13 protein-coding genes are annotated in these 13,601 nt (G+C 42.4%); 8 read left to right on the top strand and 5 right to left on the bottom strand.

Going from position 1 to position 13,601, the window contains the following annotated elements; genetic code table 11:
* Positions 1 to 3: 3 nt before the first annotated feature.
* From ABR189_RS16295 to ABR189_RS16285, 3 genes are read right to left on the bottom strand one after another with little or no spacing between them, the layout of a single operon-like run.
* Positions 4 to 1,440, bottom strand: coding sequence for a hybrid sensor histidine kinase/response regulator (locus ABR189_RS16295; protein WP_354661514.1), 1,437 nt, complete (start codon positions 1,438 to 1,440; stop codon positions 4 to 6).
* On the bottom strand, positions 1,440 to 1,892 hold the full coding sequence (locus tag ABR189_RS16290; RefSeq protein ID WP_354661513.1) for a response regulator: 453 nt from the start codon (positions 1,890 to 1,892) through the stop codon (positions 1,440 to 1,442). The genes ABR189_RS16295 and ABR189_RS16290 overlap by 1 nt, the downstream gene beginning before the upstream one ends.
* A complete protein-coding gene (locus tag ABR189_RS16285; protein ID WP_354661512.1) occupies positions 1,867 to 3,318 on the bottom strand; it encodes a sensor histidine kinase in 1,452 nt (483 codons plus the stop codon). Before ABR189_RS16285 ends, ABR189_RS16290 begins: the two co-directional genes overlap by 26 nt.
* A gap of 474 nt (positions 3,319 to 3,792) precedes the next feature.
* On the opposite strand from ABR189_RS16285, the gene ABR189_RS16280 reads away from it, so the two are divergent.
* The 3 genes from ABR189_RS16280 (at position 3,793) to ABR189_RS16270 (ending at position 5,828) form a co-directional block, all read left to right on the top strand.
* Complete coding sequence (locus tag ABR189_RS16280; protein ID WP_354661511.1) at positions 3,793 to 4,026, top strand: hypothetical protein; 234 nt, start codon at positions 3,793 to 3,795, stop codon at positions 4,024 to 4,026.
* 134 nt (positions 4,027 to 4,160) lie between these two features.
* Complete coding sequence (locus ABR189_RS16275; RefSeq protein ID WP_354661510.1) at positions 4,161 to 4,658, top strand: YciE/YciF ferroxidase family protein; 498 nt, start codon at positions 4,161 to 4,163, stop codon at positions 4,656 to 4,658.
* 108 nt (positions 4,659 to 4,766) lie between these two features.
* Entirely contained in the window at positions 4,767 to 5,828 is a 1,062-nt protein-coding gene (locus ABR189_RS16270; protein ID WP_354661509.1) for a DNA topoisomerase IB, read from the top strand.
* A gap of 40 nt (positions 5,829 to 5,868) precedes the next feature.
* Here ABR189_RS16270 and ABR189_RS16265 read toward each other — a convergent pair whose 3' ends face one another.
* Entirely contained in the window at positions 5,869 to 6,216 is a 348-nt protein-coding gene (locus ABR189_RS16265) for a hypothetical protein (protein ID WP_354661508.1), read from the bottom strand.
* A 138-nt stretch (positions 6,217 to 6,354) separates the two neighbouring features.
* Between ABR189_RS16265 and ku the strand changes: the two genes are divergently transcribed.
* The 4 genes from ku to ABR189_RS16245 all read left to right on the top strand — a co-directional run bounded on the left by ku (position 6,355) and on the right by ABR189_RS16245 (position 11,123).
* A complete protein-coding gene (ku, locus tag ABR189_RS16260) occupies positions 6,355 to 7,128 on the top strand; it encodes a non-homologous end joining protein Ku (RefSeq protein WP_354661507.1) in 774 nt (257 codons plus the stop codon).
* Entirely contained in the window at positions 7,125 to 7,751 is a 627-nt protein-coding gene (locus ABR189_RS16255; protein ID WP_354661506.1) for a DNA polymerase ligase N-terminal domain-containing protein, read from the top strand. Before ku ends, ABR189_RS16255 begins: the two co-directional genes overlap by 4 nt.
* A gap of 59 nt (positions 7,752 to 7,810) precedes the next feature.
* Positions 7,811 to 9,688 (top strand): DNA ligase D, encoded by a 1,878-nt coding sequence (ligD, locus tag ABR189_RS16250; protein ID WP_354661505.1) that lies wholly within the window; start codon positions 7,811 to 7,813, stop codon positions 9,686 to 9,688.
* A gap of 100 nt (positions 9,689 to 9,788) precedes the next feature.
* Positions 9,789 to 11,123 (top strand): sigma-54-dependent transcriptional regulator, encoded by a 1,335-nt coding sequence (locus ABR189_RS16245; RefSeq protein WP_354661504.1) that lies wholly within the window; start codon positions 9,789 to 9,791, stop codon positions 11,121 to 11,123.
* Here the strand turns inward: ABR189_RS16245 and chrA are convergent.
* Complete coding sequence (gene chrA / locus ABR189_RS16240) at positions 11,120 to 12,313, bottom strand: chromate efflux transporter (protein WP_354661503.1); 1,194 nt, start codon at positions 12,311 to 12,313, stop codon at positions 11,120 to 11,122. The two genes, ABR189_RS16245 and chrA, sit on opposite strands and share 4 nt — an antisense overlap.
* Before the next feature lie 241 nt (positions 12,314 to 12,554).
* Here chrA and ABR189_RS16235 point away from each other — a divergent pair, with 241 nt between their 5' ends.
* A complete protein-coding gene (locus ABR189_RS16235; RefSeq protein ID WP_354661502.1) occupies positions 12,555 to 13,595 on the top strand; it encodes a hypothetical protein in 1,041 nt (346 codons plus the stop codon).
* Positions 13,596 to 13,601: the final 6 nt, after the last annotated feature.

Below are 13,601 nucleotides of genomic sequence, written 5' to 3'. Positions count from 1 at the left end.
TATTTATTTACCCGGAAGTGGAAAGGTAATGCTGAACGTGGTGCCCTGCCCCGGCTCACTATCTACATGAATAGTACTCTTATGATTTTGCAGGATATTTTGTGTGCTGGTAAGCCCAAGGCCGGTTCCTTTGGGTTTGCTGGTAAAGAAAGGATCAAATAATTTGGCTTTGGTAGTTTCAGGAATACCAGGGCCATTATCTCCTATTTGCAATAACATTTTATCTTTTTTATGAGTAAGGTTAATGGTCAATATACCTTTACCTGGTGTCATTGCTTCAATAGCGTTGATGATAATATTTAGCAACGCAATCACTACTTTTTCGGCATCCACTGTGATGAGTATATCCTGATCAAGCAGTTGTTTATATACTTTTATTTCATTGAGTTGTAGCCTGTCCTGCGCAAGTTCCAGTGTTTTTTCAATCAGATTATTCACTCCTACGGATTGGGTATGTAGTTCTATCATACGGGTAGAGTGCAGTAGTTCTGTAATCAACTGGTTTATGCGGGTACAGTTTCTTTCAATGATCTCCACATACGTGTCCGTGTCATTGGGGACGGAGGACTCCTGTTTAAACTGGCTTACAGCCAGTAATATATTCGTCAGCGGGTTTCTTACTTCATGTGCTATTACCCGGGCAATTCGTCCGGTAATGACGAACTTTTCATAATGTTGTTTTTCTTGCTCTTCTCTTTTTTTATCAGTAACATCCTGTACTACGCATAAAAATATCTGAGCAGCTTCATCCAGCATGACGGCATTCACCAGTACATCCAGCTTTTTTCCATGCTTGGTTTTGAAATCATATTCCAGTTGTCCGGAAGCGCTTTCATCGCATATGTGTTCCAGGAAATCTTCGCTTTGCTGCTCTTGCCAGAAAAGGTCTTTCAAATGCAGGCCAATCAATTCTTTTTTCGGGTAGTTTAATATACGTAGTGCAGCTGGGTTGGCATCAATAATGTTTTTATCACAATCTGCCAGTATAATCAGGTCATGTGCTTTTTCAAAGATACCGAAGTATTTCCGTTCACTTTCTTCTATAATGCGTAAATGATTCGCTTCGTCTAAAGCGTAGCGGATAGCCCTTTCCAGCTGGTCAGCATTTATTTCCCCTTTCACCAGGTAATCATATGCACCTGCCATCATAGCTTCCCGGTCAATGGCATAATCGCCTTTACCTGTAAGCATGATAATGGGTGCTTTAAGTTGTAATTCCTGAAAGCGGTGAAGAATATCGATACCTGTATAGGGGCCCAGTCTATAATCTACCAGGTATATATCGTGTTGATGTTGTTCTATTTCTTCTAATCCTTTGGCATAGGTGGGGGCCCAGTTAATGATATATTGATCCGGGGAAATGTCCCTCAACAATTCACTAACGAGGAAGAAGTCATCCTCGTCATCATCTATCATTAAAATATGAACAGGCTTTTCCATTAACAAATATTGGGTAACTCTGCTGTTTTAAACCAGTAATTATCTAACATGTGGGTAATTTCTACCAATCCTTTAAAGGTAACGGGTTTAATGATAAAGCTATTCACCCCTAGTGCATAGCAGTTTAGAACATCCATTTCCGCTTTGGAGGTAGAAAGAATGATCACCGGTATGCATTTCAGCTGTTCGTCCATTTTTATTTTCCTGAGCGCTTCCCAGCCATCCATTCTGGGCATGTTCAGATCAAGTATGATGATCCCTGGTAATGGCCAGCTGACCGGATCAGTATAGGCACCTTTGCGATTCAGGTAATGCATTAATTCTTCTCCATCCTCTACAAAGCAAATATTATGCAAAGACTTGTTTTCCTCAAATGCCGCTTTCAACATTTCCCGGTCGTCAGCATCATCATCCGCAATCAGGATGTTACGCGGTAAGGTGCTTCTCTTCATGATCATGTTTTTTAGATTGATTTACGGGCAGGATTATTACAAAAGTAGCGCCTTTATCCGGATAGCCATATGCCATGATATACCCATTATGGCTATCAACAATCTTTTTACAGATGGCCAGTCCTATACCGGTACCTGAATATTCGCTGATACCATGTAACCGCTGAAAGATCAGAAAAATCCGCTCAGCATATGCTTGGTCAAAACCAATCCCATTATCTTCTATGCAGATGCGGCAAAAAATCTCTTCTGCCCGATTTTCCTTTATTACGCTGATAGCTTTTCCTGGCAGGAGTTGGTAGCTGATGTTAATGGCCAGCTGCCGGTCCGGATGTGCAAATTTGATGGCATTGGTCAGGATATTCTGAAACAACTGGTGGAAAGACGTGGCACTGCCTTCGATCACTGGCAGGTGATCATAATTAACCCGTACGTTCTTTTCTTCCAGCACTACCTCCAGATCACTTAACACCTCCTGTATCAGCGAATACATGTCTACCGGGGTAATACTTTCTGAGGTGATTCTTCCTGCCCTGGAAAAAATAAGCAGGTCGTTAATAAGCACCCGCATTCGTGCAACTGCTCCCACCATCCTATCTATCAGTTGGGAGGCATCCGGAGGCAATTGCTCCTTGTATTTAAGCTGTAACCGGTCACTGAAGGTGGATATTTTCCTTAAAGGCTCCTGCAGGTCGTGAGAAGCTACATAGGCAAATTGCTCCAGCTCCTGGTTGGTTTTATTGAGCAGGCTGATGTTTTGCTGCAGGTCACGCTGATAGGATTTTAATCTTGATTCAATATGCAATTGCAATTTAAACTCCCTGGTGAGGGTAATATAGGAATAAGCCCCTATCAGAATAGCTACCAGTGAGGAAATAAAAATGACAGGTACCCAGATAGCTGAAAAGAAACGGAATAGTTCGGACTTCTCATGCCATAAGGCCTCCTCGATATGGATCATTTCCTGCACTTTTCTGTCGATGCGATCCATCAGCCTTTCGCCTTCATTAACGGATATTTTTTCCCCCTTTTGTGTGTCTTTTTGCTCGCCCATCCTTAATTGCTGATACTTTATATCCAACAACCGTTTCAAGGTATCCAGGTGATGTTGCTGCAGGGGATTATCTGCCGTGATCCGCCTTAGTAACAGGTACTCCTTTTCAATTTTACGACTGCGGCTTTCCATGCTGGGATGGAGAAAAACGCTGTCCTGCGTAAGATTGTAGCCACGTATCGCTGCTTCTGCGTCTTTTAACTGCTTGATGATCACTTCCAGTCTTTTGGATACTTCTATTGCATGATTAAGCCGGCTGGCGTTATCAAGCAGGTTTTTGGTGACGAGGTAAGAGAAGATAGAAGCTACCACTATTACAGTAAATGCAATAAAGAAACCTACTCTTATCTTTTTATGTACTGAAATGTGCATGTTGTTAAAATAGCAGAATATTCGCGAAGCTATCTAATTTACTACATCTGCATTAATTAATCTCATTAAAATTTCGCTAATAGCAGAAAATGAACATTCCCCGAATGAGGTGCTGCGCAACAATTTCTACAATGTGAAAATAAATATCACCGGTGGAGTGGTAATAAATAAAGCGTTTTAAGTAATAGTGGTTTATTTATGCAATTCGCTACTGTTAAGGGTTTGTGCAACTATGTAATGTATGATGTGCTATCTTTTAGCAATTCAGAATGCTGATAGGAAGTGGCTATGCAATATTGGAACAAACTTTGTTTTTCTCTCTTATGTTATTATCGGAATTAAACGATATCAAAACTGTAGTGTTGTAAACACGCTTTGTCACGTAGTTATAGCGATAGATAAAAATACGACATGCTCCTATAAAACCCGGATATAGCATCACTAAACTTTTTTTTCACCCTAAAACATCGGCATATGTCAGCTCATCATAAATACTTTTCTCAACAGCCTGGACCTAATCCAATGACACCAGGTAAAGAGCAGCCGGAACCGGAAATAAAACCTGTTCCTGCTAAACCGGAACAGCCTGAGATTCCGGAGCAGCCCGGTACGCCGGAGCAGCCAAAGATTCCGGATGAGGTACCTGAACGGGATATAAAGCGCACACCTCCTAATCCACAGGCTGAACCGGGAGCAGGAAGGCAGTAGTGAAAAATATTTGTTAATCAACTAAAAACACAATCAAAATGGCTGGTACAAACAAAACCATCAAAAAATCTGCCGCACCGCAATCAAGGAAGGCCGGTGCAACGAAGGAAAAGCGTACAGGAAAAAATAGCAACATGGCACATTCAAAATTTCACAAACTGTTCCTGGATGAATTGAAAGATATATACTGGGCCGAGAAAAGCCTGGTAAAAGCATTACCTAAAATGAAGAAAGGAGCTACTAGTGTGGAATTGGCTAGCGCTATAGATGATCACCTGGAGGCTACTAAAGGGCATGTGGCCCGCCTGGAACAAGCTTTTGAACTATTGGGAGCTAAAGCCGCCGCCAAAAAGTGTGAAGCGATGGCAGGTCTTATTACGGAAGGAGAAGAAGTGCTTGCTGATACGGAAGAAGACAGTATGGTAAGGGATGCCGGGATCATTATCTGTTCCCAAAAGATAGAGCACTATGAAATAGCGGCTTATGGTAGTTTAAGAACTTTTGCCAGTAAGATGGGGCATGATGAAGTAGCAGCACTACTGGAGCAAACACTGAAAGAGGAGAAAGAAGCGGATAGTCTGCTGACAGAAATAGCCGAATCGTCTGTAAATGAAGAGGCGGTGGCAGAATAAGTTGCTGTATTTTGTTAAAGATGAAAACTGAAAAGGCCTCTGCGTTTAAATGCCGGAGGCCTTTATTGTTAACAGGAATAGTTATGCAGGATGGAGGGGAAATTGTAAATGGATAATCAGTCAATTACTACAGATCCTGCTGAAATAGCACGGGCGGTGAAATTACGTTACATAAAGGCCAGTATGCCCGGGTATACCCGTATTAAAAAAGGAAAGGCCTTTCAATATGCCGACCAGCACGGAAAGAAAATAGCAGATAAAGGTACGTTGGAACGGATCCGTAAACTAGTGTTACCTCCTGCCTGGAAAAAAGTATGGATATGTCCTGTTGAAAACGGTCATCTGCAGGCTACCGGAATAGATGCGATGGGGCGTAAACAATATAGGTATCATACACTTTGGAACCAGATCCGTAATGAAACCAAGTATAGCCGGTTGCTACATTTCGGGGAAAAACTGCCGCGTATCCGTAAAGCTATAAAGGCAGGATTAAGCAGGAAAACACTGGATAAGGAGAAAGTAATGGCTATTGCCTTGAGTGTAATGGAAGAAACGCTGATAAGAGTAGGCAATGCGGTATATGAGAAATTGTACGGTTCACATGGGCTTACTACGCTGCGTAACAAGCATGTGAAGATCAATGGAAGTAAGGCATTTTTTCAATTTAAGGGTAAAAAGGGGGTGCCGCATAAAATATGGGTAGATCATCCGGCTTTAACCAGGTTAATTCAAAAGGTAAAAGATATTCCGGGGCAGGAACTGTTTCAGTATTATGATGAAAGTGGAGAACACAAACCACTGGATTCTGGGGATATAAATGAATATGTGAAAATGTGTGCACAGGACGATTATACCTGTAAGGATTTCAGAACGTGGGCAGGTACTGTAAATGCACTGAACCTGCTGGCAGATCTGACACCTTTTGAATCAGTAACAGAATGTCGGAAGAATATTGTGGATATCATTGATGGGGTAGCCGGAAAACTGGGCAATACCCGTGCTGTTTGTAAAAAGTACTATATACATCCCGGATTGCTGCTGTCTTATGAAACAGGTCACCTGGAGCCTTTTCTGGAACAGGTAAAAGTACAACGTAATAAGTCTCCAAAAGGAGGCTTGAATGGGGATGAACAAGTACTGATGTCTTTTTTGAGAAGCCTGGATACATAAATGGCCGGATACCTCGTATAGCGATATCCGGCCATCCTTTTTAGCAGAAAATCAACTGCTCGTCATGATCTTCCATGGGGATTTTCTGAATAAATGCATCAAACCCGCTTTCTTCATGCGTGCTGTACATCCCATAGGCGTCCAGCACATAACCTTTATATCCTTCTTTATCTTCCATGATATACAGAATGGAGGAATCAGAAGGATCGGATTCGCCTTCAAACCGGTATGTTTTAATGATTTTTAAGTCTTCCGGGTTATAGATTTTATGATAATCAGCCGATTGCATGCGGCCATGATCACTCATTTTCAATTCATGATCAAACCCTTTATTCCGCAATTTTTCTAAAATGCTGGTAAGGGTAGTCATTTCGCCTGGCTTGTCCATAAAATGAGGTTTTGTGTACAGCTTATCGGCCAAAAGTTATGCCACTAAAGTAGAGGCTATTGTTAAATTATGGTATCATTTGTGTGTTACTGGGAGTATTACACAAATGATATTATTTAACCTCATAAATACTTTATTATGCGTGCACTATGGTCAGGATCAATAGGTTTTGGGCTGGTAAATATTCCGGTGAAACTATATAGTGCTACCCAGGACAGCCGGTTGGACCTGGACATGCTGGATAGTAGGAATCATGCACATATTAAGTACCAGCGCATCAATGAGCAAACAGGCCGGGAGGTACCCTGGGAAAAGATTGTAAAAGGGTTTTTATATAACGATGAATATGTGGTGTTGGAAGCGGAAGACTTTGAGGCGGCCAGTCCCAGAAAAAGTAAGGTGATTGAAATCGTCTCTTTTGTAAAGGAAGACGAGATTGATGATATCTATTTTGAAACACCTTATTACATAGAGCCTGACAAGAGCGGTGGGAAGGCGTATGAATTGCTGTTAAAAGCATTAGAGAAAACAGGAAAGGCTGGTCTTGCGCAATTTGTGCTCAGAACACAGGAACATCTGGTAGTAATCAGACCCCGTGAAAATTATTTGTTATTACAGCAGCTAAGGTTTGAAGAAGAAATCAGAAAGCCGGATTTAACCCTCCCCTCAAATGTACGTATTGCTAAAAATGAGCTGGATATGGCTACGAAACTGGTACAGCAGTACAGTGCTCCTTTTGACATTAGTAGTTACAAAGATGAATACCGGCTGGAGCTGATGAAAATTATTAAGGCGAAGGCAGGTGGTAAGAAAACAGTCGTGAAAAAAATGAAAGTGGTGCACACGAAAAGTGATGAGTTGTTTGATCAGCTGAAAGCCAGTTTGAATAAACCCAAAACAAAGGCATCATGAGTTTAGGGAAATATCATCAGAAACGGAATTTCAATGAAACCACTGAGCCTAAGGCCGGGACGGCAAAAGGGGACAGGCATATTTTTGTAGTCCAGCGTCATCATGCTTCCAGACTACATTATGATTTCCGGTTGGAAGTAGCGGGAGTATTAAAAAGCTGGGCGGTGCCTAAGGGGCCTTCTATGAATCCTGCTGATAAAAGGCTGGCTATGGAAGTAGAAGATCATCCGTATGATTATAAGGATTTTGAAGGCGTAATTCCAGCAGGCAATTATGGCGCAGGTACCGTGTATGTATGGGATAAAGGAACCTATGAACTGTTGAATCATACCGGCAGTTTTGATAAAACAGCCTTAAAGGAAATCAAGGAAGGTGATTTGAAAATAAGAATAAAGGGCAAAAAGCTGAAAGGAGAATTCGCATTGGTTAAAATGAAAGGTGCGGAAAAGAATGCGTGGCTCTTGATTAAACATAAAGATCAATACGCTGCAAAGGAAAAATACGATAGTGAAGATTATACGCCGAAAACAATTAAGGAGAAAGGGATGAAAGAAAAGGAACGGCAAAAACTTAAAACACCGGTTAAAAAAGTAGTAAAGGAAACCGCAAAAAAAAAAGCGTAGCCTCATCTGAAATAACCTTATCTCCCCCAAAGAAGGCGGTTAAGAAAGTATATAAACCAATGCTGGCTACATTGGTGAATGAAGTGTTTGACAGAGAAGGCTGGCTGTTTGAAACGAAATGGGATGGCTATAGGGCCATTGCCAGTGTGCAGGACCATCAGGTGGCTTTATACTCACGTAACCAACTTAGTTTTAATAAAGACTATCCGACCATCGTATCGGCTGTAGAGAAAATTTCGCACAATGTGGTACTGGATGGAGAGATCGTGATCCTGGACAAACACAAAACATCTTCCTTTCAGGCACTCCAGAATTTTAAGAACACAGGAAAAGGAAACCTGGTTTATGTAGTATTCGATTTACTGCATCTGGATGGTCATGAATTGCAGGAAATGCCTTTGATAGAGCGGAAAAGTTTATTGGAAGATCTGGTGAAAAACACAAATGATAAACGGATTCAGTACTCTTCACATATACTTACAAAAGGGAGTACCCTGTTTAAAAAGGCAACGCAATACGCCTGGGAAGGTATTCTGGCTAAGAAAGCGGATAGTACTTATGAAGAGGGGGTACGGACCTTATCCTGGCTGAAAATGAAAATTGTTAACCAGCAGGAGGCAGTGATATGCGGTTATACTGCTCCCAGGGGAAGCAGAAAGAAGATAGGGGCATTGGTACTGGGGATTTATGAACAAGGGAAATTCAGGTATATCGGGCATTGTGGCGGTGGGTTAAATGAAAATACCATAGACACGCTTTTTACTAAGATGCAGCCTTTAAAGCAACGCAGTTCCCCATTTCAGGAAAAGATAAAGACGAACATGCCTGTTACCTGGGTAAAGCCTGTATTGGTTTGTGAAGTTAAATTTTCGTCCTGGACGGAAGGTGGAAATCTCCGGCAGCCAATATTTTTAGGATTGCGGGAAGATAAGCCTACAAAAGATGTGCACCACGAAACTGCTAAAAAGCTAGTCATGACAAAAGAAAAAGTATCAGCGAAAGCTACGGAAACAGATCGCACTTTAAAGCTGAATGGCAAGCAGGTAGTACTTACTAACCAGCAAAAAATATACTGGCCTGCAGAAAAAATAACGAAAGGCCAATTGATAGATTACTACTTATCTATTGCACAATACCTGCTGCCTCACCTCAAAGACAGGCCTTTGTCACTGCACCGCTTTCCTAATGGCATACAAGGGCTCAGCTTTTATCAGAAAGATATGGATGTGGAACATTTACCGGACTGGATCAAAAGTATGCCGCTTTACTCAGAATCTACGAACAAAAATGTAGACTATCTTATTTGTAATAATGAGGCAACATTGGCCTATATGATCAACCTGGGTTGTATAGAAGTGAATCCCTGGCTGGCCAGAACAAAACAACTGGACAACCCAGATTATATTGTCCTTGATCTGGATCCTGAGGATATCTCCTTTAAAGCAGTAGTAGAAACAGCTTTATGTATCCGGGAGGTATTGGATGGGTTTAAAATAAGTAACTATTGTAAAACATCAGGGGCTACAGGATTGCATATCTACATTCCCACGGGAGCAAAGTATGATTTCGATGCCTGCCGCTTATTTGCAGAATATGTGGCAAGAGAAACGCAACGGCAATTAAAAACTACCACGAGTATCATACGAACCAAAGCAAAGCGAAAGAAGAAAGTATATATCGATTTCCTGCAGAACCGTCGCGGACAAACCGTGGCGGCACCTTATGCAGTAAGGCCAAAGCCTGGTGCTACTGTATCTACCCCTTTATTATGGGAGGAGGTAAATAGCCAGTTGAATATAAAGGATTACCATATCTGGAATACCTTGGACCGCATTAAAGAGAAAGGGGAATTGTGGGAGTCTGTACAGGGAGAAAAAAATGACCTGCGCAAAGTAATCCGGCAGATAGAAAAGGATAACAGGAAGGATATGGAATAAGCTTCCCTGATAAGGGCAATGGGTTTAAAACCAATCAAAAAACAACAAGTGTCAAATAAACGGAACAGCTTAACTTTGCTTCGTTTATCGACTACTTGCTATGTCTAAAGGCCATATTTTAATTATAGACGACGAGGAACAACTGCGTAAGTTGCTCAGCCGCCTGCTTTCCCTGGAGGGATATACCTTACACGAAGCTGCTAATATACGGGCAGCCTGGAAAATACTGGAAAAGGAAGAGATACAGGTGATCCTGTCTGATGTTAAATTGCCGGATGGTAACGGGGTCGCTTTGGTGCAGGATATAAAAGCCAAACACCCCGAAACGGAAACGATCGTACTAACGGCTTATGGAAATATTGCGGATGGGGTGCAGGCAATAAAAAACGGTGCTTTTGACTATATCACCAAAGGGGATGATAATAACCGGATACTGCCATTGGTAAGTAAGGCTATGGACAAGGCGATGTTGCAGCGGAGGATACGGGAGCTGGAAAAGAAAATAGGGGGTAAATACAGTTTTGATAATATTCTGGGTGCATCTCCTGAAATTAAAACAGCAGTGGCTTTGGCCGAAAAAGTAGCTCCATCGGATGTAACAGTGCTGCTGCTGGGCGAAACAGGATCAGGAAAGGAAGTATTTGCCCAGGCCATTCACCAGGGGAGCAACAGACGGCAGCAGCCATTTGTGGCAGTAAATTGCAGTGCGTTTGGAAAAGAACTGCTGGAAAGTGAGTTGTTTGGCCATGTGGCGGGAGCTTTCACTGGGGCCATAAAAGAAAAGAGCGGTTTTCTGGAAGAGGCACAGGGGGGAACCATTTTCCTGGATGAAATAGGGGAGATGCCGGTGGAATTACAAGCCAAACTACTACGGGTACTGGAAACACAGGAATTTTATAAAGTAGGGGAATCCAAATCCACTAAGGCAAACGTGAGGGTCATCGCAGCTACCAACAGAAACCTTGAGCAGGAGATTGCAGCAGGGCATTTCCGGGCCGATCTGTACTACCGGCTGTCGGCCTTTCAGATCCAGCTGCCTTCCCTGAATGAACGTAAAAAAGATATTCCATTACTGGCTAACCTGTTTATACAGCAGTTTGCGCCTAAGATGAATAAAAAGCTGGAAGGAATGAGTCCTGCTTTCTCACAGGCATTACAACAACATAGCTGGAAGGGAAATATAAGGGAGCTCAGAAACGTAATAGAGCGGGCGGTGATATTAACGGATACCAATCTGCTGGATATCTCGGTGCTGCCCTTTCACTTTCAGCAGGGTGAAGAAGATAATCACACCTCCATGAGCCTGGGAGATATGGAAAAGCGGCATATTATAAAAGTGTTGGGGTATACCAAGGGCAACAAAACCAAAACAGCGGAGCTGCTGGGTATAGGATTAACGACCCTCTATAATAAAATCAAAGAATACGGTATTTAAAGCAGCCAGCCCAATAACAGGCAGGCTAATACGATAAACGGAGAAGGTACCCTGGTGAGATAGAGTAATCCCAGCGTCCATAGTGCAATCAGTAAATTATACCATGTAAAGGGAATGGCCAGGAATAAGATGAAAGTGGCTGCCCACATAATGCCTACTACTACAGCGTTGATACCTTCCAATGCTCTGTAAATGATCACATGCTTTTTCAGGTTATGCCATATCGGAAAGAAGAATAGCACCAGCAGCAGACTAGGAAGAAAAATAGCTACCGGGGCTAATATACATCCAAGGAATTGATAGCCCGGTCCCAGGTTGCGCATAACCATTCCTCCCACAAATGCGGATACGGAAAAGGTAGGGCCTGGTAAAGCTCTCATAATACCAGCACCGGTAAGCAGCTCTTCTGCCGACATGAACTGGGTTTTTGCACGGGATACGTATTGCTCCAGCATCATCGCTATCAGGATGTCGCCTCCGCCAAATACAAGACTGCCAAAACGGTAAAAGTTTTCAAACAGGTTAAACGGACGCCGCGTAATCCAGTCATTAGCACGTGCTACCTCCGATAAAAATCCCGCCAGTACAAATATGGCTACAAACAGCCATATATTAGTCCATTGGATCTTTTTGGGTTTCTCCGGCAGATCAGGAATACGCTTGTTACTGAAATTGGAAACAATACCTCCTAATATAATGAGTGCCGGAAATGTCCAGGGCGACTTTAAATAAAATGCTGCCAGCATGGAAACAAGCATGATAGCCAGGGTGGCCATATTGCGTATGCTGATGCGATAGGCGCGGATTCCACCATAAGCCAGGAACCCTACCGCCATGGGTTGTACGTATTTGAAAATGTCTGTCTGCAGTGTCTTTTTGTCAAAATATTGGAGCAGAAAACTCAATGACCCCATTAGCAGGCATGCCGGTGTAATCCATATCAATAAGGTAAGTATGGCCAGTGGCACACCACCACGTTTGTATCCTATTAAAGTTAAAGTTTGTGAAGAAGATGCGCCTGGTAATAGCTGGCAAAAGGCATTGTACTCCATCAACTCCTGCTCGGTAACGTCTTTTCGTTGATGTACAAAGGTTTTCAACATCATTGCCAGGTGCCCCTGAGGGCCTCCATAGGCAGTGAGGCTGTGTAAAATAACAGCTTTCAGAAATGAAATGTGACGTAGAAACACTTTATGATTATGGTCCGAATTTTTATAAATTACTCAAAATCCCGCAAATTACAACATAACCCGCAATTTTCATTCGCATACAGCAGGCAAAGCGGGCACAATACTTGCAATATTTCTGCCGGGAAAGAGAACAACAGTGGCTGTTTGGACGTTGTATTTTAAATGTTCTAATGTATATGCCAGATAATGATACCGGCCTGGCGATAAAACATAAAGGGATCATCAAGACAAAAAAAGGTACATGAAGCATTTCCTGATATTATTCTTGTTATCTATAGCCACTATTTCCCAGGCGCAATTATCCCATTATAACAGTGATGCCTATTGGTCCAATTTTGATTTCCAGAGCAGCCAGCTACAGCCGGCTCATTCAGATACCTGCCTGGTATTTGTGACTAACCGGCATGTGCAACCGGATAGCCTCCGTTTTGTAGATGAGTTTGTAGATACCTGCGCCCTGAAGTATTTACTGCTCGAAAAGCAGGAAGGCAAATGGAAAGTATATCAGGGGGCGAGTTTAGAGGAAGTAATGGCGCTGCTGCCTGCAAAAAAAGACCTGGTGGTATATGCGGAAGGGATGGGTAAGATTTTTACATCGAATGTGGAACGGGCATTACTGATGAGCACACAATACCAGGTAAATGTAATTATGTTTGACTATGCCAGTATTAATACTACCTACCGGCCTTCCCGTAATTTCAGATTTGCCAGGGAAAATGCTGCATTATCTGCTGCACAGTATTTTGCCCTCCTGAAACAATTACAACAGGCCCGCCAGCAACATGCGCCGTGGCTAACGGGAAACAAGCTATCTGCTTTTTTTCATAGTATGGGCAACATTATTTTAGAACAAATGATGCTGCATGAACCGGTCAGTGAATTGAATAGCTTCCCTTTCATAGATAATGTAGTGATCAATGCGGCCTGTGTTCCACAAAAACATCATGCCAGATGGGTAGAACAAATTAATTTCGCCAACAAGGTATACATCCACTATAACCGGAAAGATTTTCAGCTCAAGGGTGCCCATTTCTTAACCATGAAAAAGCAACTAGGCGAAAAGATCCGGAAGCCAAGAGCAACGAATGCGATGTATGTCAATTTTCATGACCTCGTAAAATGGAAGCATACTTATTTCCTCAATATGCCAGACAGTAGCTTTATCATGCCGGCACAGGTAGCTGGCTATTTCAGTAGTTTACTGAAGGGTAATGATGCTGTACTGGGCAAACCCAACAACAGCATGCTGTCGCAGCAAAGCAGCCATAATAAAAGATTGTAGAAGGGA

The sequence above is a fragment of the Chitinophaga sp. H8 genome, assembly GCF_040567655.1.
GTDB classification, from domain to species: domain Bacteria; phylum Bacteroidota; class Bacteroidia; order Chitinophagales; family Chitinophagaceae; genus Chitinophaga; species Chitinophaga defluvii.
This window is presented reverse-complemented; position numbering and strand designations above follow the sequence as displayed.